Here is a 25,543-nt window from a genome sequence, read left to right as displayed (position 1 = left end):
GGAACTGCCATGAAAATCGCATTTATCGGTCTGGGCAACATGGGCGCGCCGATGGCGCGCAACTTGATCAAGGCTGGCCACTCGCTGAATCTGGTCGACCTGAACAAAACCGTGCTGGCGGAACTGGAACAACTGGGCGGCACTATTCGCGCTTCGGCGCGTGAGGCGGCCGAGGATGCTGAACTGGTGATCACCATGCTGCCGGCCGCCGTGCATGTGCGCAGCGTCTGGCTCGGCGAGGACGGTGTGCTGGCTGGCATTCGCCAAGGTGTGCCAGCGGTGGATTGCAGCACCATTGACCCGCAGACAGCTCGCGATGTGGCAGCGGCTGCGGCGAAACAAGGCGTGGCCATGGCCGATGCGCCAGTGTCCGGTGGCACCGGTGGTGCCACTGCCGGCACGCTGACCTTCATGGTCGGCGCCACCCCGCAACTGTTCGCCACCCTGCAACCGGTGCTGGCGCAGATGGGCCGTAACATCGTGCATTGCGGCGAAGTCGGCACCGGGCAGATCGCCAAGATCTGCAACAACCTGCTGCTGGCGATCTCGATGGTCGGCGTCAGCGAGGCGATGGCGCTGGGTGATGCGCTGGGGATCGACACCTCGGTACTGGCCGGGATCATCAACAGCTCGACCGGGCGTTGCTGGAGTTCGGAGATGTACAACCCGTGGCCGGGGATTGTTGAAACGGCGCCGGCTTCGCGCGGGTATACCGGCGGGTTTGGCGCGGAACTGATGCTCAAGGATCTGGGGCTGGCGACGGAAGCAGCGCGTCAGGCGCACCAACCGGTGGTGCTCGGGGCAGTGGCGCAGCAGTTGTATCAGGCGATGAGTCAGCGTGGGGATGGCGGGAAGGATTTCTCGGCGATCATCAACAGCTATCGCAAGCCTGCAATAGAAGGACAGCGCTGAACAAGCTGTGGGAGTTAGCCCCCACAGGGGGCTTGTGTGTATCAGACATTGTTTGCCGGGACATCACGTCGGGTGATCTCCCGGCTTTTTTGCATCAGGCGAACACGAAATATTTGCGCACGGTTTCGACCACTTCCCACGTGCCCTTCATGCCCGGCTCAATCACGAAGATATCGCCAGCACGCAGGTGGATCGGCGCCATGCCGTCCGGGGTGATCACGCAGTAGCCTTCCTGGAAATGGCAGTATTCCCACTTCACGTATTCAACGCGCCACTTGCCCGGCGTGCAGATCCACGTGCCCATGATCTTGCTGCCGTCTTCGCTGGTGTAGGCGTTGAGGTTGACGGTGTGCGGGTCGCCTTCGAGTTTTTCCCATTTGCAGGCATCGAGTACCGGCAGCGGATGAGTGTCGCGTAGAACGGTGATAGGGGCGGTCATGTGTCGGCTCCAGACAAGGCGATCAAACGGAAGCTGCACCCTATAGCGCCGAGCCTTGGCCCAGATGTCTGTGCTCGACATGCAGATATCCATAAACGCTGCCAGCGATTTACGGATGAAGGCCTGAACCTTCCAGCAAAATCAATTAACGGCAGTACTGATCTACAACAAAGGTTATGAAGTTATAACTATTTTACTTGTCTGGTTTTTGCTTTTAGTACGTCTGTTCCGTTGCGTGCTTAGTTACTTTCGATAGTCAGCCTGCCTGATACCGCGGGCGCCCCACCTTACCCCGTCTTTGTTAAGTAAATAAGTCGTTCACCGCACCAAGGGGTGCGGTATCCGTGGGGTTTTTCAGACTTTTTTCGAATTGTAAAAAAACCTTGAATAGTTCGTTGACTCTCCCCTTAAGGGCAGAGTTTAGATTCCCGCCGCGTGAGAAGTTGCTGTGGGAAAAGTTACTTTTCATAAGTCGAATTCATGAAGTAGTCACGACATATAGGGAGATAGAAATGAACAATCCATTGGACTTGGAACATGTTGTTGCCAGCACTCGCGAAATCCTCGCACAGCTGTTGGTGATGGATGCGAATGACATCGAAGAAAACAGCAGCATCGTCGAAGACCTCGGTGCCGACTCGCTGGACATCGTCGACTTGAGCTTCCAGCTGGGCCGCCAATATGGCTGCACACTGCCGAAAACCAGCGTGCTTGATCATGCGTTGACGGTTTGCGGTGATGCCAGCGAGTTTCTCGCCAACGGTCGTATTACCGAAAGCGGCAAGCGCCTGCTTGAGCAAAGCCTGAGCGCCTACACCCCGGATCAACTTAAGGCGGGCATGCAACCGGCTCAGGTGTTCGCCGCGACCACCGTGCGTAACTGGGCCAACCAGTGCCGCAATCTCTTCAACTACCTGCCGGCGACCTGCCCGGATTGCAATGCTCACCAGGCGGTGCTGAACGAGCGCCAACAAGTGGTCTGTGGCGCGTGCAGTGCGCGCCTGGTGCCGGCGGATGGCGATGAAGTGTCCCGTCAATTGGTTGAGCAGTTTGTTACCACTCACGCCAAAGAAGCGGTGTAGGAGTTCTCATGCGGGCACGAGAAGTCTATGTGAGCGGGTTCGGTCTGGTGGCGCCCATGGCGCTGGACGCTGCCACGTTGTTCGAGCGGATTTGCCGGAAGCAATCCTGTGTCCGCGAACATCCTCGATTCAAGGCGCTGGGATTCAACAACAGCGCAGCCGGATTTATCGACGATACGCAGTGGCAGCGGATCGAGGCCGGTTTCGGCGGCAACGCGGCGCTGCACCCACGGCAAAGTGTGCTGGCCGAGTACGTTGCCCGGCAGGCGCTGGAGCACGCCGGCTTGACGCCGGCAGACTTTGCTCACAGTCGCAGCGGTCTGTTTCTGGGCGCCAACAAGTACTGTGCCGACAGCCACGATCTGCAGCGGCTCAGCCGTTGCATGGATGAGGCCGGACGCGTCGACCTCGATCGTCTGCTGGACAGTCCGGCACCGTCCAGCGCGACTTTCACCCGGCGGGTCGATCAACAGACACAACACCTGGCCGATTGGCTCGGCATCCGCGATCACATCTCGACCCATTCCGATGCCTGTGCCGCCGGCACCATGGCCATCGGCAGCGCTTACCGGGCGATCGAGCGCGGAGAGATCGATCTGGCTATCTGCGGCGCCGTCGAACTGATGGCCAACGAACTGCCTTATTACATGTTCAACAGCCTTGGCGCGCTCTGTCAGGCCGACTTGCCGGCGAGCGAACAAAGCCGCCCGTTCATGCCGGACCGTAGCGGTTTTGTCCTCAGCGAAGGCTCGGCGATGGTCATTCTCGAATCCGCTGAACACGCACAACGGCGCAAGGCTGCGCCACTGGGCCGGGTGTTGGGTTACGCGAATGTCTGCGAGGCGCAGAAAATGACCTCCAGCAGCCGCGATGGCAGTAAATACGAGGAATGCATGGAAGCAGCAATCGAAGATGCCGGGCTGTTGCGCAGCGCCGTGCAACACGTCAACACCCACGGTACCTCCACGCAGGCCAATGACAGTTGTGAAGCGTTGGCGCTGCAGCGTCTGTTCGACGGCTGCCAGGATTTCATGACCTTCACCGCCAACAAGTCCGCCATCGGCCATTCGCTGGCGGGCAGTGGCGCGATCGAAGCAGTGCTGTCGCTGATGAGCCTGCGTGACGGTGTGCTGTTGCCGACCCTGAATTACGACCCCGAGCGTGCCGAATACCCTTCGCTGAAGTTCCTGAGCGAGCCGGTGCGACAGCCGATCAGCGTGGTGATGTCCAACTCGTTCGGCTTTGGCGGCATCAACAGCTCGCTGGTTTTGGGGAGGGCATGACATGAACCGAGCCATCTATCTCAATGCCGCGACGGTGCTGAATGTGGCGGGCAGTGATTGCGCTGACTTGCTCGGCACGCCCTGCGCGGCGCAACCGCTGGCCTTTGACGCACAGCGTCAGGCATTTGCATTGCCGACGCCGCGACTGGCCAGTGACCTGTTTGATCGCAAGATCCAGCGCAGCGTCGAACCGCAGGGCTTGCGCCTGTTGCATTGCGCCGCACGGCTGGCGCCAGCACTGGCGGCGCTGCAATTGCCCGCGTCGCGCATTGCCCTGACAGCGGCCATTCCTGAAGTCGATGCGCCGAGTCCTTGCTGGGATGCGGTGCAGGCGATCATCGAACAGCCGCAAAAACAACTGGCGCAGTTATTGGCCAACACGCCGCCCCTGCATGCGTTGACCCTGCTCAACAGCAGCGTGATGGCCTATGTGGCTGAAGCGCTCAATTGTCACGGGCCGATGGGCGGGTTCTGTTCCCAGGACAACGCCGGGCTGGATGCGCTGATCGAAGCCTGCCAGCAGATCGGCGAGCGGCATGCCGACGCCGCGTTGGTGGTCAGCAGCAGTCCGAATCTGACCCCGGCCCTGTACCTGCGCGAGCCCGATCAGGCGAGCGAACCGATTTTCGGTGAGGGCGCCGCCGCGCTGTTGCTGGCGTCGACACCACCGCCGGGTGCGGCACACGCCGTGCGCATCGCCGGGTTTGCCCGTGGTTACAGCACCGATCCGCAACGGTCTGTGGCGGTGGGTCGGCGCGTCATCGATCAGGTCCTGAGCGTCGAAAAACTGCGGGTCGGCGACGTCGAGCATATCGTCGGCAATTGCGCTGACGGGCAAGTGATGAAGCTGCTCGAAGCTTTCCCGCGCGAGATTCGCAGCACCCGCGCCATGACCGGTGAACTGGGCGCCAGCGCCTTGCTGACAGAGGTCGCACTGACCTTGCACCTCAGCCGTGAAGTCGCGGCGACGCCGGGCTACACGTTGCTTGTCAGCCACACTCGCGCCGGTCACTGGGGCGCATTGCTGTTGGCCAGTGAAACCATGGAGAAGCACGCATGAGTGCGACACGGATTGTGATCACCGGCATGGGCGCCGTCACCGGTTTCGGTTTCGAATGGCAGACCCTCTGGGAAAAAATGCTCGGCGCCGAACATTGCGTACGGCCATGGCAGCCGGACGACCTGCAAGAGGCCTCGTTCGCGGTGCGTTATGCAGCGCCTGTCGACATGCGCCTGTTGCCGGAAAAACTGCAAAGCCATCCGGCCTGGACGATGCCGCTGGAAAAGCGCAGTCGCTTTGGCTGGGTGGCTGCCACGCAGGCCGTCGGTGACAGCGGCTTGCAGCCAGAACAGTTGCGGGGCGCGGCGGTGCTGTGTGCCTCGGGAGCACCGCAGCACATGCTCGCCGACATGCTGCTGAGCGAAGCCCCGAATGGCGGCACCCCGAGCTGGTCGTACCTGATGTCGCGGGCCGGGCAAGTGAATGCCGATGGCTCGCTGCGTCAGAGCAACGACCGTCTGGCGCGGGTAATCGCCGACGACCTGGGTTGTGAAGGGCCGGTGATCAACATCAGCAGTGCCTGTGCCGGCGCTTCACAAGCCATCGGCAATGCCTTTCAGATGATTCGTCGCGGAGAAGTCAGCGTTGCGCTGGCGGGTGGCGCCGACTCGGTGCTCAACCTCGACACCATGGCCGCGTTGTATTTACTCGGTGCCGCGTCGAGCGAGCAGCGCTGGGGCGCGGATCTGTGCCGTCCGTTCGATCGTGACCGCAGCGGTCTGATTGCCGGCGAGGGTGGTGGTTTCGTCGTGCTGGAAAGCCTCGAACATGCCTTGGCCCGTGGCGCCACGCCGTATGCCGAAGTGTTGGGTTTCGGCAGCAGTCTGGACGCTTACAAAGTCACCGCACCGCAACCGGAAGGACGCGGTGCGGCACTGGCGATGCAGGCCGCGCTGGATGACGCCGGTTTGCGCGCGCAGCAGATTGATCTGATCAACGCCCACGGCACCTCGACCCCACTCAATGACGTCGCCGAAACCCTGGCGATCAAAAGTGTGTTCGCCGAACACAAGCATTATCAAGCCTTGGCCGTCAGCGCCAACAAATCACAGTTCGGTCACCTGATCGCGGCCGCTGGCGCCCCTGAATGCATCGTCACCGCGTTGGCCTGCCTCAACGATCTGGTGACCCCAACGGTGAACCTGCATGACGCCGACGAACAGTGCGATCTGGATTACTGCGCCGGTCAAGCCGTCAGCCGCCGAGTGGATTACGCGTTGAGCAATTCCTTCGGTTTCGGTGGCCTCAATACCTCGCTGGCCCTTGGCAAATATCGGGAGCACGGACAATGACTGACGCCACTGTACGTGTAGCGATCGCCGGCAGCGGCTGTGTGTTGCCCACCGGCTGGGGCGTTGAGGGCTTCTGGTCGGCGGCCCGCGAAGGACGTAGCGCGATCTCGCCTCTGAACTCGTCGTTGTTCCACAGCGAGCGGGTCACTGCATTCGGACACATCGCTGATCGAGACCATCAACGTAGCCGTCAGGACGTTGCGCAAAACCTCCAGCGCTACTGTCCGCCGGCAGTGATCTGGGGCGTCAGTGCCGTGCGCCAGGCGTTGGCCGAGGCCGGGCTTGAACCGGGCCGCGACAACGTGCGTTTTGGTCTCTATTGCTGCCAGGGCGGTCACACCCATCCCTCGCTCGCGTCCTACGGCGAACTGTTGCACGAGTGTCAGACCGAGACCGGTGCCGACATGCAGCGTCTGGCCAAACGCGTGTTGCAGGAGCGCGCGCTCGATCCGTTTCTTGTCCTCAAAAGCCTGAGCAACGGTTTGCTCGGCGTCGTCAGTCTGGCCTTGAAGCTTGAGTGCGAATGCAACGCCTACATGCAAGGCGTGGCCGGCAACCTGGCGGCGCTGCGCGAAGCCTGCGCGGCGTTGCAGAGCGGTCGGATCGATGCGGCCATTGTGGTGGGCGCGGGCAGTGAACTGGATCCGTTGGCGCTCGCCGCGCTGGCCGAGGCGGGGGTGATCAGCACCGAAGGAACGCCAAGCCTGCGTGCCTTTGATCGCCAGGGCCGTGGTGGTATTGCCGGCGAAGGCGCGGCAGCGTTGGTACTGCGCCGCGCCGATGATCTGCCGGCAGGCCCGCAAACCTGCCTGACGGCGCTCTTCGCCCATCCGCGTCTGGACTCGCTGAATCTGCCAGACAAACAGGTGGATCTGCTGGTCAGCAGCGCCACTGGCGATCCGCACAAGGATGCCGATCTGGCCCGCACGCTGGCGCGAACCGGCGCTGCGCACATCACCAGCAGCACGCCGCTGACCGGCATTCTAAGTGGTGCACCGAGCCTGGTTGATCTGATCTTTGCCCGGCAGGTCTTGCAGGCGCAAAGCATCCCGCCGGTCAGTGGTCTGCAGCAACCGCTGGATGCGCACCTGCCGTTTGTGCTCGGCGGTCCGCGCGATGCCGTGCTCCACGATTGCCTGGTGATCAACCGCGACGACAACGGTTTCAGCGCCGGTTACCAACTCGAATTTCACGCGGCCGACTGACCGTCGGCACGCAACGAAACGCATCTGATTTTTTACTTAAGGGATAGAACTGTCATGGATTACCGCGATTACGTACGGCCGAAATTCGTAGAATTGATGCAGGCCCTGGGCCTCGAATGCCAGTTCCACAGAGCGCTGGGCAGCAAACTGTTTTACCGCGACCGCCAGGGCGACGAAGTGACCGTCACCGACTTCCTTGGGGGTTACGGCGCCGCGCTGTATGGCCACAACGATCCGCAATTTGTCGATCAACTCGTCGACCTGCTGCGTGCCGATGTGCCGTTCAACGCGCAGATGTCGGTGCGCGGTGCGGCGGGGCAGTTGGGGCGTGAACTCAGTGAAGCGTTCAACCGTGAACTGAACAACAGCGAACGCTACATCTCGACCTTCTCCAACAGTGGCGCCGAGTCGGTGGAAATCGCCGTCAAGCACGCCGAATACCGTCGTCAGAAAAACCTGCAGAAGCAATTCGACGAGCTCGATTTCGCCCTCGCCAATCTGGTCGCCAGCGACAAGGCATACGTCGAACTGGACATCGACGATCTCGATTTGCCCGCCGGCCTGCTGCCGCAGAATCTGTCCTGCGTCACCGTGCGCCAAGTGGCTGAAGCGGTGCGCCAGCACAACCTGGCGCAACTGCATGTCGAACCGGTATTCCTCGCTGTGCGCGGCAGCTTCCACGGCAAACTGGTGAACACCGTTCAACTGACGTACGGCAAGCAGTACCGCAAACCGTTCGCCCGTTTCGGCCTCAACGTCGAGTTCATCGACCCGCAGCAGCCACAGCAATTGCAGGATCTGCCGGCCCGTCACGTGCGTCACTGGCTGAGCCTGGAATGGAGCGGCGAAACCCTGCAGGTCCGCCGCGAAGCATTCAGCGCGATCACCGCGGTATTGCTCGAGCCGATTCAGGGCGAGGGCGGCATCAACGAGTTCGCCAATGAGTTCTATCTGGGCCTGCGGCGTCTGTGCAACGAGCAGCAATGCCCGCTGATCATCGATGAAGTGCAATCCGGTTTCGGCCGCACCGGCACCTTGCTCGGCGCCAGCCATTTCAACTTGCAGGGTGATTACTACTGCCTGTCGAAAGCCTTGGGCGGTGGTTTGATGAAGATTGCCGCGACGGTGATTCGCGCCAGCCACTACGAAAACGATTTCAGCTACATCCACAGTTCGACCTTTGCCGAAGATGATGCGTCCTGCCATATCGCCCTGTCGGCCCTGCGCCGTCTGTTCGAGAACGACAGCGCGATGCTCAAGGACGTGAACAAGAAGGGCGAATACCTCAAGTCTTCGCTGCTGGAACTCAAAGCGGCCTATCCGGACGTGATCGCCGACGTGCGCGGGCGTGGCTTGTTGCTGGGCTTCGAACTGCACGATCTGACCGGCACCAGCTCACTGGTTCAGGCATCGGCGCAGTACAACGATGCGCTGGGCTACATCATTGCCGGCTACCTGCTGCAATTCGAATCGCTGCGCGTGGCGCCGTCGGGCAGCAACGCCAATGTGATCCGTCTGGAACCGCCGGTGTGCATCACCTTCGAAGAAATCGACGGTTTGATCGGTTCTTTGCAGAAAGTCTGCGACATGCTGCGCCGCCGCGATGCTTTCCCGCTGGCCGCCGGTGTGTGTGCCGACAGCATCGCGCAGGTGCCGGCTCGTGAGGTCAGTTTCAAGGAGAACGAAAGCCTCCCAAAGTCTGACGAGAACGTACGCGTGGTGGCGCGCGTGGCGTTCATCAACCATCTGATTGATTCGGACATGCTCAGTGACGTCGATCCTTCACTGTCGACTCTGAGCGCTGAGCAGAAACGCGAATTCATCAAGCGCATGGCCCCCGAGCGCCGTGCCGCGCCAATCGGCCCGGTGCAGATTCGCTCGAAACTCGGCACTGCCGTGGAATTCACCCTGTACCCGCTGTGCATGGATTCCGATGCCATGGCGGCGTATATCGCCAGCGGTGATCTGCAGACCATCCGCGAAGAAGTCAGCAATCGCATCAAGGATGCCCGCGCCGATGGCTACACCGTCGCCGGGCTGGGCATGTACACCTCGATCGTTACCAACAACTGCCAGGCGCTGCAGATTCCTGACATGGCGCTGACCTCCGGTAACGCCCTGACCATCGGCATGGGCCTGGAAGCCATCGAACAGGGCTGCAAGCAGCAAGGCCTGGAACTGAGCGAGCAGACCGCTGCGGTGGTCGGTGCCGCCGGCAACATCGCCTCGACCTACGCTTCGCTGCTGTCGACCAGTGTCGAGCACCTGATCCTCATCGGCAGCGGCCGCGACGGTTCCCTGCGTCGTCTGGAAAAAACCGCGCAACAGATTTACGCCGAAGCCGCCCGCGCGATTCTCAAGGGCGTGGCCGAGCACGATCGCCTCGCCCGTCGCTTGCAGCAAATCGACGGCATCGATGCGCTGTTGCAGGCCCATGGCAGCAGTGCCGATCTGGGGCAGCGCGTGGCGAAACTGGTCGAGGAACGCTTGGGCGCGAACGCCTTCATCACCGTCAGTAACGATCTTGATGTGCTGAAACAGGCGCGCATCGTGCTCTGCGCCGCTAACGCACCGCAGCCGTTTCTCTTTGCCGAGCACTTCGCCGAAAACAGCGTGATCTGCGACATCGCCGTTCCGTTGAACGTCGACCAGAACCTCGCCAGTCAGCGCTCCGACGTGCTCTACATGCACGGCGGCATCGTGCAGACGCCGCTGGGCGATGGCCTGGTGAAAAACGTACGGGCCTATCTCAAGCAAGGTCAGTTGTACGCGTGCATGGCCGAGTCGGTGCTGATGGGCCTGTCCGGGATGAAACAGCACTACTCCTACGGCGACATCAGCCGTGAGCAGGTTCAGCAAATTCGTGCACTGGCGGCGACTCACGGCTTCAGCCTCGCGCAGTTCAAAACCGACAACTCGCTCTAAGGAACGGTCATGCCGAATAAAGTAGCAGTGGTGACCGGTGGCAGTCGTGGCATCGGTCGGGCGATTGTCCTGGCCCTGGCCGGGGCGGGTTATCAGATCGCGTTCAGTTACGTGCGCGATGAAGTCGCGGCAATGACCTTGCGCGATGAAGTTCAGGCGTCGGGGATCGATTGCCTGGCATTGCAGTGCGATGTCAGCAGCGGCGACAGCATCAAGGCGTTTTTCGAGCGGGTCGATCAGCATTTTCAGCGTATCGATCTGTTGGTCAACAACGCCGGCATCACCCGCGACGGTCTGCTGGCGACGATGTCGTCGCGTGACCTGATCGACGTGATCCAGACCAACCTGATCGGCACGATGCTCTGCTGTCAGCAGGTGGTGCCGGGCATGTTGCGCCAGCGCAAAGGTTGCATCGTTAACATCAGTTCGGTGGCGGCGCAGAAGCCTGGCAAAGGGCAGAGCAACTATGCCGCCGCCAAGGGCGGGGTCGAATCGTTGACCCGTGCCTTGGCGGTGGAGCTGGCGCCACGCAATATTCGCGTCAACGCGGTCGCCCCGGGCATCGTCAAGACCGAGATGAGTACGGCGCTGATCGGCAGTCAGGAAGAAGAAATCCAGTCGCGTCTGTTGATCAAACGCTACGCCGAACCGGAAGAAATCGCCGAAGCGGTGCTGTACCTCGCCGATCGCGGTTTGTACCTGACCGGGGAGGTCCTGTCGGTCAACGGCGGGTTGAAAATGCCATGAGCCGGACCATTCTGATCACCGGTGCGGCCAAAGGCATCGGCCGCGCGGTTGCCGAGAACTTTGCCGCCGACGCCGACAATCGCTTGATCCTGCTGGATCTCGATCTGGCCGAACTGCAGAGCTGGGTCGATGAGCAACAGGAGCAAATCAAGGCGCGGGTCGAAACCCACGCGGCGAACATTGCCGACCTGCCGGCCATGCAAGCGTTCTTTAAAACCCTCGGTTCGCAAGTCGAATACGTCGATGTGCTGGTCAACAGCGCCGGCATCTGCAACGAGAACGAACCGGAAGATCTGCACAACTGGCACAAGGTGATTTCGGTCAACCTCAATGGCACGTTCTACGTGACCTCGTTGTGTCTGGCGCTGATGCCCGACCGTGGGCGGATCATCAACATGTCGTCGATCCTCGGTCGTGCCGGCAAGGTGCGCAACACCGCGTACTGCGCGTCCAAACACGGCATCGTCGGCATGACCAAGGCGCTGGCGCTGGATCTCGCTTCGCGGCAGATCACCGTCAACGCGATTCTGCCAGCGTGGATCGATACGCCGATGTTGCAGGGTGAACTGGCGACGCAAGCGGCAATTGCCGGTTTGACCCAGGAACAGATCGTGCGCAACGCGAAGAAGAAACTGCCGATGCGCCGTTTCATCCAGAGCGAAGAAGTGGCGGCGATGGTGCGTTACCTGGCCAGCCCCGAGGCTGGCGGGGTGACCGCGCAGAGTCTGGTGATCGATGGCGGTGTCGGGTTGGGAATGTAGCGATGCTTCGATTTCACAACAGTCACATTGTGGGTGCGGTGTGGGCGTGCATGGCTGCGCCCGCCGCGATGGCCGAATTTACCGTCGCTGATCTGAAGCCCGATTACGCCGACGGTGAAGTCGGTGTGGCCACGGCCATGCGTCTGCACGGCGACGATCAGGTCACGCAAAAAGCCGTGTATTTCAAAGCCAACCTGGAAGACAACTGGGAGGGTGGGTACTACAAAGCCAAGGGTCGTGTGCGTTACGACGCGCGCTATGACGGCAACAATCCGTACAGCGAACGGGCGCGAGACAAGTACCGTTTCGACGCCGATTGGCGGCACCTCTACGTTGGTCATTCGCTGGGTGACGGCGAAGTGACGGTGGGCTGGCAGCAAGTGGTCTGGGGCCGCGCGGATGAATTGCGCGTGCTCGATCAGATCAACCCGCTGGACTATCGCGACGGTCTGACGCCGCTGCTCGAAGACAGCCGCATCGCCGTGCCCATGGTGCGTTTTGCGCAACCGGTGGGCGAGTGGGAACTGGAGGCGCTGTGGATCACTGACTTCGTGAAAAACCAGGCGCCGGTTGAGGGCAGTGAATTTGCCGCGCCACTGTTTGCTACGCCGGACCCGCAGTATTTCCTGCTCGACTCCAAGCCCGGCTATGACGGCGACAAGGGCTATTCCTATGGCCTGAGCGCCAACGGCCGGATCGGCGCGGTGGACACCAGTTTTGTCGCCTTGAGCGCGCGTCAGCAGGACCCGGTGTACGCGGTCGAAGGCCTCGCCGACGACGGCCGTACGCGGCTGGAACGGCAGTTTCCCCGTTACACCATGGGCGGTGCCGGGCTGGCGATCGACGCCGGGCACAGCATCGTGGTGCGCAGCGAGGTGGCGTATTTCGACAACTGGCGCGTGACCAATCCGACGCGTGCCTACGGTGCGGACAGCACGCCTATGGTCAAGTCACTGCTGGGTGTCGACTACCTGTTGCGCGACTGGCTGATCTCCGCGCAATGGCAGGAGCAGGTGTTGCTCGACTGGCAGGACGGCATGTTGCAGGACAAACGCGAACCGCTGTTCACCCTGTCGGCCGAAGGCACCCATTGGCAGGACCGCCTCAAGAGTCGTCTGGTCGCTGCTGCCTCACCACCGTTTCAGGACAACGCCTTGCTGCAAGGCATCTTCACCTACAAGCCGGTGGACTACATCAAGCTCGGCCTGGAAGTGGATGTGTTCTTCGGCAAACCCGACAGGTCTTTTGGCGAGTACAGCAAGCGCGATCAAGTGCGGCTGTCGGCCGGTTATCTGTTCTGACCCATCACGCCTGCCGCGCTCGCGCAGGTGCACTCATCCAACGAAAAGGAAGTTGTTATGTTGCCGTTTTTGAAAAGTCTGACCACCGCCGCATTGATCCTCGGTAGCGCCTGCGCCAGTGCCGCCGAGGCTGGCAATGCCGATGAGATCATCCGTCAGGTACGCGATCGCAATGACGGGAACAGCTTCATGTCCCAGGTTTCGCTGATCCTGCATGACAAGAAAGGCAATACCCGCGTTCGCGAGTTCACCTACCTGCAAAAGGATTACCCGGACAGCGACAAGTTCAGCATGTACTTTTCCGCGCCGACTGACGTCCGTGACGTGGCCTTTCACATCGAAAACCCCCACGAAACCCTCGGCCTGGAAGACAGCCAGTGGATGTACCTGCCAGTCAGCCGCCAGACCCGCCGCATCTCCACCACCGACAAGCGCGGCTCGTTCATGGGCAGTGAGTATTCGTACGCCGACCTGGACAAGATCCGCGTCAAAGACTATTCGCAGAAACTCGTCGGCGAAGAACAGATCAAGGGCCGCGACTGCTACGTGATCGAGCGCGAACCGGCGTCCCCCGAAGTGCTGGCCAAGACTGGTTACAACAAGCTGAAGGTGTGGATCGACAAGCAGAATTTCCTGGTCATGCGTCAGGATTTCTTCGACGTCAAAGGTGTGCTGATCAAGCAGATGCGCACGCAGAAAGTCGCGACCATCGACTCGATCGACAGCATCGTGCTCAGTGAAACCGAGCACTTCATCGACGGCACGCGTTCGGAAATGCGCTTCAACCAGTTGCAGTACAACGTCTCTCTGGAAGACCGCCTCTTCACCCAGACCGCCATCAAACGCGGGCTGAAAACCGGTGACCTGCCGGACTTTGCCGTGTCTGCCCGCTAAGCGCCGACCCCGACGACCTGGAACCGCATGATCATGGAAAGATATCTGAATTTCGTCGAGCGCTATGCGCGGGCGATTGTTTTCCTGCTGGTGGCGATTACGGCGTATTTCACTTATACGCTGGGCGCGCTGGTGTCCGACACCAACCCTTATCTGCTCAAGGAAAGCCACCCGGCGCGCAAGACCATCATCGATTTGCAGGGTGAATTCACCGGCACGTTCGACTCGGTCATGGTGGCGCTGAACAACCCGCAAACGGTGTTCAACAAATCGACGCTCAACGCACTGTTTTCGATGTCGCAATCAGTGCGCAAGATGATTCTGGCCAACGATGCCGACAAGGAGCAGTTGGCACAGATCGTCGCCCGGCATGCAGACGACAGCCGTGCGCAGTTGTTGACCCGGGACATTCTCGACGGCGGTTTTTCGCAGAACGATTACGCTAACGCCAAGGCCTTGCGTGATCATGCCCAGAGTCAAAACTGGGATTCCCATGATCAGCTGTTCCTGACCTTTCTCGCCGAGCGGATCAACCCGATCCGCGAAATGGCCTCGATGGGCGACCTGGAAAACATCGTCCTGACCGACGACGGCGAGCTGTTGATCCACAAAACCCTGAATGCCTATGACATGGACCCGGCGCTGGTCGAGTCGCAGATCATGGGCAACGAATTGATGGTCGACGGGGTGGTGTCCAAGGACAAGAAAGTCGCGATGCTGGTGGCCGAACTTGGCACCAAGCAGGACGACGCTCAGGCGCAATTGCGCGCCTATCAGATCGTGCGCGGCATCGTCGCGCAATATCAGGCCGAGCACCCCGAGTACAAGGACGAAATCTTCATTGCCGGCATGCCGATCTTCATCGCCGCGCAGCAGGAGATCATCGATCACGACCTGGCCGTGCTGTTCCCGATCGTGTTTTTGCTGATTACCTTGCTGCTGATTTTCTTCTTCCGCAAACCACTGGGCGTGCTGCTGCCGCTGTTCAACATTCTGTTCTGCACCATCTGGACCTTGGGCCTGATGGCGCTGTTGCGGGTGCCGTTCGACCTGTTGACCAGTGTGCTGCCGGTGTTCCTCTTCACCATTTGCTGCTCCGATGCGATCCACGTGATGGCTGAATATTACGAGCAGAAAAACGCGGGCAAGAGCAATCGTGAGGCCAACCGTGAAACCCAGCGTCTGATGGTGGTGCCGGTGGTGTTGACGACCGTGACGACCATCGCCACGTTCATGATTTCCACCACCAACAACATTGTCAGCATCCGCAATTTCGGCGTGTTCATGTCGATCGGTCTGACGGCAGCGTTAATCATTTCGCTGCTGCTGATTCCGGCGTGGATCGCGATCTGGGGCAAGGATCAGCCGCAGCAGGCCAAGGCTGAAGTACACAAGGAATCGATCATCTCGCGGTATCTGGTGGCGTTCTGTGCCTGGATGATCCGCTTTCGCAAACCGATCCTGATGGTCATTCTGCCGCTGCTGGCACTGGCCACCGTGTTCACCTTCCGCGTCGATATCGAAGACTCCGGCATTGCTTACTTCAAGCCGGAAAGCCACATTCGCGTGTCGGATCAGTTCATCAACCACGCCAAAGTAGCGGGCACGGCGCCGGGCTGGATCGCGATCGACAGCAAAGAGCCGCGCGGCGTGCTGACCACCGAAGTGGTGCAGTTCATCGACAAGCTCGACCACTTCATCAAGCAGCAACCGAACGTCAGTTACGGCTACTCGCTGGCCACGTACGTCAAGCGCATGAACCTGGTGCTCAACGACATGAACCCGGAGTATCTGCGGGTGCCGAATGCCGTGGAGAAGGTCACCTCGGTCAATGACGACGGGCAGGTCGAGCAGTTTGAAGTGCCGGGCAATTCGCTGATCGAGCAGCACGTGATGCTGTTCGAGAACGGTGGCGGTTCGGACCTGAACAACGTGCTCAACGCCGATTTTTCCAAGGCCTTGACCCTGTACACCATGACCTCGTCGGTCGCCAGCGACTATCAGGGCATGCTCGACCGCCTCGATGCCTGGTTGCTGGTCAACAAACCGGCCAACCTGGAAGTGACCCACGCCGGCACGCCGTTGATCTGGACCGGGGTGTTGCAGGAAATCACTCAGGGCCAGGTGCTGAGTTTTTCCCTGGCCTTGCTGGTCGTCACGCTGATGATGATGTACTGGCTCAAATCGGTGCGCCTCGGGGTGCTCGGCATGCTGACCTTGCTGACCACGTCAGTGACGGTCTATGGCTTCATGTTCCTGTTCGGCATTGAGCTGAACATCGGCACGACGCTGGTGACGTTCCTGGTGGTCGGCGTGGTGGATTACGCGGTGCACCTGCTGTCGCGCATCAAGTTGCTGGTGCAGCAGGGCATTGAGATCGACGCGGCTATCTTGCAGGCGATGCACAGCGTCGGCCGTTCGACGGTGATCAACGTGGTGATCTTCTCCGTGGGCTTCATGGCGCTGCTGTTTTCCGACTTCAAGCCGATTGTCGATCTCGGCGCATTGGTGGCGATGGCGCTGTTTTCCAGCGGGGTCATGACCATTGTCCTGGTGACGCTGGTATCGCCGTGGTTCTTTGCGGCGATTACGCCGGTGCATGCGCCGGTTCAAGCGCTGCGCACAGAAGGGGAGGCGGTACCGGGCTGACTCGCCAACGACCGGGCGCGCCTGCCCTGAGACGACAGGCGAACCCGGTCATGCGGCGCAGCAGGGTTTTCAGTTCAGGGTAGTGCCCGGGTTTTTTTCGCCATAACGGGCAATGCGCTCGAACTGACATTCCTGTCGCGCATCGTTGAGGTTGTTTTCGAACGCTTCGAGGCCGTCGTGCAACTGCTGCAAATCGCCGATCTGGGTCACCAGTTCGGCTTTTTTTTCGGCAATGGCTCGTTGCGCCATGTCCCATGGGAATTCGTCGCCGCGGTAGTTGTTGAGGATCACCTGCAGCTCTTTGAGCTTGAAACCCAGTTGCTGGGCGCACTTGATGAACGTCAACACCTCGACACTTTGCTGGCTGTAGATGCGGTATTTGCCTTCACGCTTGGGCTCTGGCAATAGGCCGATTTCTTCGTAATGGCGAATGCTTTTGACTGTGGTGCCCGACAGCTGGGCGGCTTTGCCGATATACATAAGGTCCGTCTCGATGGTCAAACATAGCGTAGCGCGATCAGGCGTCATGCCGGATCGACGGCGATTATATGTCCAATACCATCGGAAAATTGCAACTGCGCGTAAATGACGTGCACAGGCGACGGACGGGCTCGTGAAGGGAACCCGAAGAGGCACTGACGGCGGCGGGTGCGCCGTCAGTTGAGGCGGCTGGAAAACCCTAGACGGCGGCGGTCACGCGCGCCTTTTCCAGCCAGGCATCGCGCTGGTTTGGCTTGGAGCCAAGGATCGGCCCGAAGGTCAGCGTCTTCAGTGGCTTGATGCCGCAGAATTCCAGCGTGGTCTTGCGCATCTGATTCAGCCCCGGCATCCCATAGATCCATTTGTAGTACCAGTACGGCGTGTCCATGGTCACCAGCAAATGCGCGGTGCGGCCCTTGAGCAGCTTGTCGGGGAAGGCTTTGCCTTCGCGATATTTGAAGGCGAAACCCGGCAGGAAAATCCGGTCGACGAAGCCTTTCAACAGCGCCGGAATCCCGCCCCACCAGATCGGATAGACGAATGTCAGGTGCTCGGCCCAGGTGATATCGGCCTGCGCTTGCAGCAGGTCCGGCTCCAGTGGCTGCACCTTGTTGTAGCCTTCGTGCAGGACCGGGTCGAACTCCAGCGCATCCAGACGCAGCAGCCGCACGTCATGCCCGGCGTCCTTGGCGGCCTGAACGTAAGTCTCACTCAATGCCCCGCAAAAGCTGTCGGTGGAGGGGTGACCCAGTATCACGAGCATTCGTTTGCTCATTGTGTGTACTCCTGAAATGAAGCGCACAGGATAGAGTCTGCCCCTAGCGGTAGAGTCAAGGCACCAGCGCATCAAACAAGGCCCGGGCGTAACCGGGCAGGTGGTCGAAGTCCCGCGCGCACAATTGCAGAGTGCGATGGGCCCAGACTTCGTCCAGCGGCCGGCACGTTATCGAGTGCACCGCCGCCCAGCGCTCGATGGCCACCTTGGGCACGATGGCCAGCCCCGCACCTCGCGCCACCATGCGCATGACGGCCTCGAAGCCATCGGCACGGATCCGGATCGACATGCGCTGGCCGATGTGCAGCGCTTGTTCCTCCAAGTGAATCGCCAGCGCGCTGTGGCTGCCAAGCGCCACGTAGTCGTGCGCCAGGGTTTCACCAAACGTCAGCGACGCCTGACTCGCCAAAACATGCTCGGGGGGCAGGATCAGCACCAATGGATCATCGCGAAAGGGTCGGGTTTGCAGGCCGTGGGTGTCGACCGCATCGGAGACGATCCCCAGGTCCGCCGCGCCCTGGCGCAAGGCGTGAGTGATGCGCGCGCTGGGCAGTTCCTGCAAGTCGATGTCGAGATTGGGATGATCGCGCAGGAAGTCCGCGAGTACTTCCGGCAGGTATTCGGTGATCGCCGTGGTGTTGCATAGCAAACGCACCTGACCTTTGACGCCTTGGGCATAGTCGGCCAGATCCTGCTGCAGGCGTTCGGCCTGTTGCAGGAGGATGCGCGCGTGCTGGGCCAGCGCCTTTCCGGCGGCCGTCGGTGTGACGCCACGGCGGCCGCGCTCAAGAAAATCGACGCCAAGCGAGGCTTCCATGGCGCGGATTCTGGCGCTGGCGGCGGCCAGGGATAAATGGCTGCGGGCTGCGCCGGCGGTGATGTTGCCGGTGTCGAGGATGTGCAGGTAGAGGCGCAGGTCGGTGAGGTCGAAGTGCATGAGGGTGGCCTCTGGTTTTAGGGTGTTCGGGCTGGCCCCTTCGCGAGCAAGCTCGCTCCCACAGGGAGTTGTGTACGACACACATCCAATGTGGGAGCGAGCTTGCTCGCGAAGGGGCCAGAGGCTTCAAAGAAAATATCAGCCTCTTGTATGGGCAGAGGCACCCTCAGTATATGGCAGATTTTCAGCCAACCCCGACCAGCGCACAGTAGCGCCATGAACACACTCACAGATTTCTACCAGCACCTCGGTCTGGCCCTGTCCCTGCTGGTCATCATGACCTTCATCCTCGCCGGCCTGATCAAAGGCGTGATCGGCCTCGGCCTGCCCACCGTCGCCATGGGTTTGCTCGGTCTGGCTATGGCACCGTCGCAGGCAGCCGCTTTGCTGATCATCCCGGCAACCCTGACCAACGTCTGGCAACTCGCCTTTGGTGGTCACCTCAAAGGACTGATCAAGCGCCTCTGGCCAATGCTGCTGATGATCTTCCTCGGCACCGCTATCGGCACGTTGTCGATCGGCATGGCAGGCGGGCATTGGGTGGTGCGCGGGCTCGGCGCGGCGCTGTTGCTTTATGCGTTGAGCGGTTTGTTTCTGCCAACGCTGAGCGTCAATCCCCGACATGAAGGCTGGCTGGGTCCGGCGTGCGGTTTGATCACCGGTGTCATCACCTCGGCCACCGGCGTCTTCGTGATTCCAGCGGTGCCGTACCTGCAAGCGCTGGGCTTGAATCGCGATCAACTGGTGCAGGCGCTGGGCCTGTCCTTCACCGTTTCGACGCTGGCGTTGGCCGGTGGATTGCTTTGGCGTGGCGCCCTCGGTGGCGACGAACTGAGTGCTTCGCTGCTGGCGCTGATCCCGGCCATTCTCGGCATGTTGCTTGGCCAATGGCTACGCGAACGGATCAGCGCCGTGCTGTTCAAGCGGGTGTTCTTTATTGGTATGGGCGCGCTTGGCGTTCATTTGTTGATCAGCGGTTAGCCGAGGCTTCGCTGAGCATTTCAATCTGGCGGATATCAAAATCACGCTCCAGATAATCCATGCGTCGCTCGAAGAATGCCTTCATGTGCGGCAGGTTCGAGTGCTCATCCAGGTGCGCTTGCGATGCCCAGATCTCGTAGAAGATAAACAGCGTCGGATCTTCCTTGTCGCGCAGCATGTGGTATTCGATGCAGCCGGGCTCGGCGCGGCTCGGCTCAACGTAGGCGCGAAACAGCGCCTCAAAGGCCTCGGCTTTTTCCGGGCGGGTCTTGGCGTGCAGGATAAAACCCTGGCGTTCACTCATCGCAGCAACTCCTCAAATTCTGATGGCCGCAAATGCTATGGCAACAATCGGCATTCGATTCGTGCTTTTTGATCAAATGTATTTTGCGCAAAACCGGCTTATTCCGCGCGAGGCGGATCGTTAATCTGCCGCCATTCCAGTTTCCCTTCTCCATCCAGCCCAATGGCTGCGCCGAGGCTTTCTCATGAAAAAAGTGCTGTTGCTCAATGGCGGTAAAAAATTCGCTCACTCCGACGGTCGCTACAACACCACCCTGCATGAGGCCGCGCTGAGCGTGCTGGATCGTGGCGGTGTCGACGTCAAAACCACTTTCATCGACGAGGGCTATGACGTCGCCGCAGAAGTGGCGAAATTTCTCTGGGCCGACGTGATCATTTATCAGATGCCGGGCTGGTGGATGGGCGCGCCGTGGACGGTGAAAAAGTACCTCGACGAAGTCTTCACCGAAGGCCACGGCAGCCTCTACGCCAGCGATGGCCGCACCCGTTCCGATGCGTCGCAGAAGTACGGCAGCGGCGGTCTGATTCAGGGCAAGCAATACATGCTGTCGCTGACCTGGAACGCACCGCAGCAGGCCTTTGATGACCCGACTGATTTCTTTGAAGCCAAAGGCGTCGACGCGGTGTACTTCCCGTTTCACAAGGCCAACGAATTTCTGGGCATGACCGGGTTGCCGACGTTCCTTTGTGTGGACGTGATGAAGCGGCCGAACATCGAGGCTGATGTGGCGCGCTATGAGCAGCATTTGACCGAGGTGTTTGGCCTCAAGGGCTGATGCTCGGCTACTATCGAAGGCCTGAGCCTGCGGGGCAGGCCAATCGATTTGAGGACACCCGTGAAAGCCAGATCCGATGAGTTGCAGATTTTCGTCTGCGTGATCGAATGCGGTTCGATTTCCGCCGCCGCCGAACAGGTCGGACAAACGCCGTCGGCGGTCAGCCGCACGTTGTCGAAGCTGGAAGCCAAGCTCGACACCACGCTGATCAACCGCACCACGCGGCGCATGGACCTGACCGAGGAGGGCAAGTATTTCTTCGAGCAGGCCAAGCTGATTCTCGATCAGATGGAGCAACTCGAAGAGCGCCTGTCTTCACGCCAGCAAACCCCGTCCGGGCGCTTGCGGATAAACGCCGCATCACCGTTCATGCTCCACGCGGTGGTCCCGTACATCGACGAATTCCGCCGTCTCTATCCGGACATCCAGCTCGAACTCAACAGCAATGACCTGATCATTGACCTGCTGGAACAAAGCACCGACGTCGCCATCCGTATCGGCACCCTTGCCGACTCGACGCTGCACGCACGCTCGCTCGGCTGCAGCCCGCTGCTGATCGTCGCCAGCCCCGCCTACCTGGAAAAACATGGCGCGCCGCAGCAAGTCGCCGATCTGAGCGAACATACCTTGCTCGGCTTCACCCAGAATGAAGGTCTCAACCAATGGCCGCTGCGCTACGTGCACGGCGACCGCTGGCCAATCACCCCGGCCATCAGCGCCTCCAGCGGCGAGACCGTGCGCCATCTGGCGCTGGAAGGGCAGGGCATCGCTTGCCTGTCGCACTTCATGACCATCGACGACATTCGGGCCGGGCGCCTGAAGGTCCTGCTCGGCGAATTCAACAGCGGCTATCGCCAGCCGATCAACGCCGTGTACTACCGTAACTCGCAACTGGCGCTGCGCATTCAATGCTTCCTCGACTTCATCCAGAGCAAACTCGCCGCTTACGCCAGCGCCGACTTCAAGGGCTGATTCGTGACCTCTGCGCAAGAGTGAATTGGCCGGGGGCGGGTTTTTCCCTCCGACCCACAGGTCGATACTCGTCCCATCACTTACTCACGCAGGGAATTACTCCATGAACGTATTCGTCACCGGCGCTGCCGGATTTATCGGCGGCTCGATCGCTACCGGTCTGGTCAAGGCCGGGCACAAAGTCACAGGCCTGGTTCGCAGCGCCGAACAGGCTGAAGAGCTGAAAGCCATCGGGATCAACGCGGTCATCGGCACCCTCGATGACAAAGCACTGCTCGCCGAACAGGCCCGCGCCGCTGACGCCGTGATCAACGCCGCCAGCAGCGACCATCGCGGCGCCGTCGAAGCCTTGCTTGATGCCTTGCGCGGTACCAACAAAGTATTCCTGCACACCAGCGGTTCGAGCATTGTTGGCGATGCATCCGGCGGCAAGTCCAGCGACGTCATCTATTTCGAAGACAACCTGCCGGAGCCGACCGTCGACAAGGCCGCCCGCGTGGCCATCGACAACTTGATCCTCGCAGCGGCGAAGGACGGCGTGAATTCCGCCGTCATCTGCAACACGCTGATCTACGGCCACAGCCTGGGCGTCAATCGCGACAGCGTGCAACTGCCGCGTCTGCTTAAACAGGCACGCAAAAGCGGCGTGGTGCGCCATGTCGGCACTGGCCAGAACATCTGGTCCAACGTGCACATCGAAGACGTCGTTGCTCTGTATCTGCTGGCGCTGACCAAGAACGTACCGGGTACTTTCTACTTCGTTGAAAGTGGCGAAGCGTCGTTCATCGACATGACCAGCGCCATGGCCGAAGCGCTGAATCTCGGCCAACCACAAGACTGGCCACTGCAAGACGCCGAAGCCGAATGGGGCTACGAAATGGCCAACTACGGCCTCGGCTCCAACAGCCGCGTACGCGGCAAACACGCCCGCGAACTGCTCGGCTGGGCACCGAAACGCACTTCAGTCGTTGAATGGATTCGTAACGAAATGGTGTGATCGCAGTTTGAGCCCCGCCGGGCTTTGTGATCACCCTTTAGAACGGCTGCCATCGTGCAGCCGTTTTCGTTTCGGGCTTTGCGCTTGTGTCACGTCAGACCTATGGTGCTCTGAACATTGCCAGTTCAGCAGGTACAAGGATGATTAACCGTTATGACGCAGAAGGGGCGCAAAGCAGCTTTCAGCCCGGCTCGAATGAGCAAGTGCTGAGCAATAAACTGGGAGTTATCGAACCCGAAGACATGGATGATGCAGAGCTGGTTTTGTTGGAAAAGCTCTACCAATCTGTGCTCATCGAGCATTTGCCTGATCGGTCAATCACTGTTCAGGATCTGAAGGATTGGCATCGACACTGGCTCGGGAACATCTATCCATGGGCGGGCGATGTCCGTGCGGTAAATTTGGGCAAGGATGGATTTTTCTTCGCCGCTGCGCCGCAAATTCCTCGGTTGCTCGACGTATTTGAAAGGGACTGTCTTGCCAAATACACGCCATGTCGGCCCGATCTGGACGAGAACCTGATTCGCGCCATTGCTGTCACGCACGTCGAGTTCATCCTGATTCATCCCTTTCGTGAAGGTAACGGACGCTTGTCGCGATTACTGGCGGATGTCATGGCCGTGCAGGCGGGCTACGTGCCGCTGGACTACAGCAGTTGGGAGCGGAATAAAGAGGCTTATTTTGCAGCCATCAACCAAGGGCTGAAATGCAACTACGAACCCATGGAGTATTGGGTACGACAGGCGTTGTGGACTTGAGGCGGGGCTACTTGGCCAGGGACAAATGCAGAAATTTACTGGATCTGAGTTTGAGTTTGCGCTCAATGGTCTCCACGCTTTGACCCGTCTCGATGGCTGTCGAACTGGCAACTGCGCGGATCAACGTTTCGGTTGTCAGTTTTTTTTTGGTGCGAGGTGTGGGGCTCATGGCAGGGACTCCGCGGAGGTTGTCAGGCGAGTATAGCGCTTGGCTGGATTTGAAAAATATAACGTATGGCTGGACACCGAACCGGTGGGAGCTGGCTTGCCAGCGATAGCGGTCGGCCAGTCAGCATTTAAGTTGAATGTGCAGCCATCATCGCTGGCAAGCCAGCTCCCGCAGGTTTTGCGCATCCTGTCTGGAGGAATGCGATCAAAACTGTGGGAGCGAGCTTGCTCGCGAAAGCGGTGGATCAGTCGGCAAAGATGTTGAATGTGAAGTCACCTTCGCGAGCAGGCTCGCTCCCACATTGGTTTCTCGTTCACCGAAAAGCCATGTAAATCCCGGCCTACGATTTTCATTAATCACGACAAGACATATCCATCAGCGACACGCCTTGCCTCTCCACGAAAATTACTTTCATGCGGTTTGAAATCTCGATCTCGAAATGATTTATGAGTTTCACAACCCATTCGAACGTGACCCTTTCGAGGAGTACCGCATGACGCCTTCCTTCGGCTATTGGCTGCTGGTCTATGCCGCCGTCGCCATCATCGCGCTGATCGTGTTGATCGCCCGTTACCGGCTCAATCCGTTCATCGTCATCACCCTGATTTCCATTGGTCTTGCGCTGGTCGCGGGGATGCCGCCGTCAGGCGTGGTGGGGGCGTATGAGGCCGGGGTGGGCAAGACGCTGGGGCATATTGCGCTGGTGGTCGCGCTGGGGACGATGCTCGGCAAGATGATGGCCGAGTCCGGCGGCGCCGAGCAGATGGCGCGCACGCTGATCGATAAATTCGGCGAGAAGAACGCGCACTGGGCGATGGTCTGCATCGCCTTTCTGGTCGGGCTGCCGTTGTTCTTCGAAGTCGGATTTGTGTTGCTGGTGCCGATTGCATTTACCGTGGCACGGCGCGTCGGCGTGTCGATTCTGATGGTCGGCCTGCCGATGGTCGCCGGCTTGTCGGTGGTGCATGCGCTGGTGCCGCCGCACCCGGCGGCGATGCTCGCGGTGCAGGCTTATCAGGCGTCGGTCGGGCAGACTTTGCTGTATGCGATTGCCATCGGTATTCCCACCGCGATCATTGCCGGGCCGCTGTACGCCAAATTCATCGTGCCGCGCATTCAACTGCCGGCAGATAACCCGCTGGAAAAACAATTTCTCGACCGCGAACCGCGCGACAAATTACCGGGTTTCGGCATTACCATGGCGACCATTCTGTTGCCGGTGGTGCTGATGCTGATCGGTGGTTGGGCCAACCTGATTTCCACGCCTGGAAGCGGCTTCAACCAGTTCCTGTTGTTCATCGGCAACTCGGTGATTGCGCTGCTGCTGGCGACCTTGCTGAGTTTCTGGACGCTGGGCATCGCCCAGGGTTTCAACCGCGAATCGATTCTAAAATTCACCAACGAATGTCTGGCGCCGACCGCCAGTATCACCTTGCTGGTCGGTGCTGGCGGTGGTTTGAACCGCATTCTGGTGGATGCCGGTGTCACCGATCAGATCGTCGGCCTCGCTCACGAATTCCAGCTGTCGCCGCTGATCATGGGCTGGTTGTTCGCGGCGTTAATGCGCGTCGCCACCGGTTCCGCGACCGTGGCCATGACTACCGCGTCCGGCGTGGTCGCGCCGGTGGCCATTGGTCTGGGTTATCCACACCCTGAACTGTTGGTGCTGGCGACCGGCGCTGGCTCGGTTATCTTTTCCCACGTCAACGACGGCGGCTTCTGGTTGATCAAGGAATACTTCAACATGACGGTCGCGCAGACGTTCAAGACCTGGACCGTGCTCGAGACGCTGATCTCGGTAGTCGCGTTCGGCCTGACTGTCGGCCTTTCTTATCTGCTGTAACC

At 60.1% G+C, this 25,543-nt stretch carries 23 protein-coding genes; 18 read left to right on the top strand and 5 right to left on the bottom strand.

Annotation, left to right across the window (positions count from 1 at the left end; translation table 11 throughout):
* Nucleotides 1–9 precede the first annotated feature (9 nt).
* On the top strand, nucleotides 10–912 hold the full coding sequence (gene mmsB, locus GTU76_RS06860) for a 3-hydroxyisobutyrate dehydrogenase (protein ID WP_016987265.1): 903 nt from the start codon (nucleotides 10–12) through the stop codon (nucleotides 910–912).
* Between the two features lie 94 nt (nucleotides 913–1,006).
* On the opposite strand, the gene GTU76_RS06855 is transcribed toward mmsB, so the two are convergent.
* Complete coding sequence (locus GTU76_RS06855; protein ID WP_016987264.1) at nucleotides 1,007–1,351, bottom strand: cupin domain-containing protein; 345 nt, start codon at nucleotides 1,349–1,351, stop codon at nucleotides 1,007–1,009.
* 512 nt (nucleotides 1,352–1,863) lie between these two features.
* On the opposite strand from GTU76_RS06855, the gene GTU76_RS06850 reads away from it, so the two are divergent.
* The 11 genes from GTU76_RS06850 to GTU76_RS06800 are packed head-to-tail and all read left to right on the top strand — an operon-like array spanning nucleotide 1,864 to nucleotide 16,550.
* On the top strand, nucleotides 1,864–2,433 hold the full coding sequence (locus GTU76_RS06850; RefSeq protein ID WP_175555445.1) for an acyl carrier protein: 570 nt from the start codon (nucleotides 1,864–1,866) through the stop codon (nucleotides 2,431–2,433).
* A gap of 8 nt (nucleotides 2,434–2,441) precedes the next feature.
* Nucleotides 2,442–3,716, top strand: coding sequence for a beta-ketoacyl-[acyl-carrier-protein] synthase family protein (locus tag GTU76_RS06845; RefSeq protein WP_175555444.1), 1,275 nt, complete (start codon nucleotides 2,442–2,444; stop codon nucleotides 3,714–3,716).
* Between the two features lies 1 nt (nucleotide 3,717).
* Entirely contained in the window at nucleotides 3,718–4,776 is a 1,059-nt protein-coding gene (locus GTU76_RS06840) for a beta-ketoacyl-[acyl-carrier-protein] synthase family protein (RefSeq protein WP_180698295.1), read from the top strand.
* On the top strand, nucleotides 4,773–6,068 hold the full coding sequence (locus tag GTU76_RS06835) for a beta-ketoacyl-[acyl-carrier-protein] synthase family protein (RefSeq protein WP_175555442.1): 1,296 nt from the start codon (nucleotides 4,773–4,775) through the stop codon (nucleotides 6,066–6,068). Before GTU76_RS06840 ends, GTU76_RS06835 begins: the two co-directional genes overlap by 4 nt.
* Complete coding sequence (locus GTU76_RS06830) at nucleotides 6,065–7,273, top strand: beta-ketoacyl synthase N-terminal-like domain-containing protein (RefSeq protein ID WP_180698294.1); 1,209 nt, start codon at nucleotides 6,065–6,067, stop codon at nucleotides 7,271–7,273. Before GTU76_RS06835 ends, GTU76_RS06830 begins: the two co-directional genes overlap by 4 nt.
* A 54-nt stretch (nucleotides 7,274–7,327) precedes the next feature.
* Nucleotides 7,328–10,198, top strand: a complete 2,871-nt coding sequence (locus tag GTU76_RS06825) for an aminotransferase class III-fold pyridoxal phosphate-dependent enzyme (RefSeq protein ID WP_180698293.1) — start codon at nucleotides 7,328–7,330, stop codon at nucleotides 10,196–10,198.
* A gap of 9 nt (nucleotides 10,199–10,207) precedes the next feature.
* Nucleotides 10,208–10,945 (top strand): 3-oxoacyl-ACP reductase family protein, encoded by a 738-nt coding sequence (locus tag GTU76_RS06820; protein ID WP_016987257.1) that lies wholly within the window; start codon nucleotides 10,208–10,210, stop codon nucleotides 10,943–10,945.
* Nucleotides 10,942–11,706, top strand: coding sequence for an SDR family NAD(P)-dependent oxidoreductase (locus GTU76_RS06815; protein ID WP_180698292.1), 765 nt, complete (start codon nucleotides 10,942–10,944; stop codon nucleotides 11,704–11,706). The genes GTU76_RS06820 and GTU76_RS06815 overlap by 4 nt, the downstream gene beginning before the upstream one ends.
* Nucleotides 11,707–11,708: 2 nt before the next feature.
* Nucleotides 11,709–13,007, top strand: coding sequence for a DUF1302 family protein (locus tag GTU76_RS06810; RefSeq protein ID WP_180698291.1), 1,299 nt, complete (start codon nucleotides 11,709–11,711; stop codon nucleotides 13,005–13,007).
* Nucleotides 13,008–13,064: 57 nt separating this feature from the next.
* Nucleotides 13,065–13,901, top strand: a complete 837-nt coding sequence (locus GTU76_RS06805; RefSeq protein WP_093442334.1) for an outer membrane lipoprotein-sorting protein — start codon at nucleotides 13,065–13,067, stop codon at nucleotides 13,899–13,901.
* 33 nt (nucleotides 13,902–13,934) lie between these two features.
* Nucleotides 13,935–16,550, top strand: coding sequence for an efflux RND transporter permease subunit (locus GTU76_RS06800; protein WP_180698290.1), 2,616 nt, complete (start codon nucleotides 13,935–13,937; stop codon nucleotides 16,548–16,550).
* A gap of 69 nt (nucleotides 16,551–16,619) precedes the next feature.
* On the opposite strand, the gene GTU76_RS06795 is transcribed toward GTU76_RS06800, so the two are convergent.
* The 3 genes from GTU76_RS06795 to GTU76_RS06785 form a co-directional block, all read right to left on the bottom strand.
* The gene (locus tag GTU76_RS06795; RefSeq protein ID WP_100846316.1) at nucleotides 16,620–17,030 is read right to left on the bottom strand and encodes a MerR family transcriptional regulator; all 411 of its coding nucleotides are present in this window, start codon (nucleotides 17,028–17,030) and stop codon (nucleotides 16,620–16,622) included.
* A 199-nt stretch (nucleotides 17,031–17,229) separates the two neighbouring features.
* Entirely contained in the window at nucleotides 17,230–17,805 is a 576-nt protein-coding gene (locus GTU76_RS06790; RefSeq protein ID WP_016984258.1) for an NAD(P)H-dependent oxidoreductase, read from the bottom strand.
* Nucleotides 17,806–17,860: 55 nt separating this feature from the next.
* Nucleotides 17,861–18,742, bottom strand: a complete 882-nt coding sequence (locus tag GTU76_RS06785) for a LysR substrate-binding domain-containing protein (RefSeq protein ID WP_016984259.1) — start codon at nucleotides 18,740–18,742, stop codon at nucleotides 17,861–17,863.
* Nucleotides 18,743–18,958: 216 nt separating this feature from the next.
* Here GTU76_RS06785 and GTU76_RS06780 point away from each other — a divergent pair, with 216 nt between their 5' ends.
* The gene (locus GTU76_RS06780) at nucleotides 18,959–19,723 is read left to right on the top strand and encodes a sulfite exporter TauE/SafE family protein (RefSeq protein WP_016984260.1); all 765 of its coding nucleotides are present in this window, start codon (nucleotides 18,959–18,961) and stop codon (nucleotides 19,721–19,723) included.
* Here GTU76_RS06780 and GTU76_RS06775 read toward each other — a convergent pair.
* On the bottom strand, nucleotides 19,713–20,027 hold the full coding sequence (locus tag GTU76_RS06775) for a putative quinol monooxygenase (protein ID WP_016984261.1): 315 nt from the start codon (nucleotides 20,025–20,027) through the stop codon (nucleotides 19,713–19,715). The genes GTU76_RS06780 and GTU76_RS06775 overlap by 11 nt on opposite strands.
* 184 nt (nucleotides 20,028–20,211) lie before the next feature.
* On the opposite strand from GTU76_RS06775, the gene mdaB reads away from it, so the two are divergent.
* The 5 genes from mdaB to GTU76_RS06750 all read left to right on the top strand — a co-directional run bounded on the left by mdaB (nucleotide 20,212) and on the right by GTU76_RS06750 (nucleotide 25,541).
* Nucleotides 20,212–20,802, top strand: coding sequence for an NADPH:quinone oxidoreductase MdaB (gene mdaB / locus GTU76_RS06770; protein ID WP_016984262.1), 591 nt, complete (start codon nucleotides 20,212–20,214; stop codon nucleotides 20,800–20,802).
* 60 nt (nucleotides 20,803–20,862) lie between these two features.
* The gene (locus GTU76_RS06765; RefSeq protein ID WP_016984263.1) at nucleotides 20,863–21,774 is read left to right on the top strand and encodes a LysR family transcriptional regulator; all 912 of its coding nucleotides are present in this window, start codon (nucleotides 20,863–20,865) and stop codon (nucleotides 21,772–21,774) included.
* 103 nt (nucleotides 21,775–21,877) lie between these two features.
* Entirely contained in the window at nucleotides 21,878–22,771 is an 894-nt protein-coding gene (locus GTU76_RS06760; RefSeq protein WP_016984264.1) for an NAD-dependent epimerase/dehydratase family protein, read from the top strand.
* Between the two features lie 140 nt (nucleotides 22,772–22,911).
* Nucleotides 22,912–23,529: a Fic/DOC family protein gene (locus GTU76_RS06755; RefSeq protein ID WP_016984265.1), complete on the top strand. Its 618-nt coding sequence runs from the start codon at nucleotides 22,912–22,914 to the stop codon at nucleotides 23,527–23,529.
* A gap of 662 nt (nucleotides 23,530–24,191) precedes the next feature.
* Complete coding sequence (locus GTU76_RS06750) at nucleotides 24,192–25,541, top strand: GntP family permease (protein ID WP_180698289.1); 1,350 nt, start codon at nucleotides 24,192–24,194, stop codon at nucleotides 25,539–25,541.
* Nucleotides 25,542–25,543: the final 2 nt, after the last annotated feature.

Source organism: Pseudomonas crudilactis, from assembly GCF_013433315.1.
Lineage (GTDB): Bacteria > Pseudomonadota > Gammaproteobacteria > Pseudomonadales > Pseudomonadaceae > Aquipseudomonas > Aquipseudomonas crudilactis.
The sequence above is the reverse complement of the archived record's forward strand: the minus strand, read 5'-3'. Positions and strand labels throughout refer to the sequence as shown.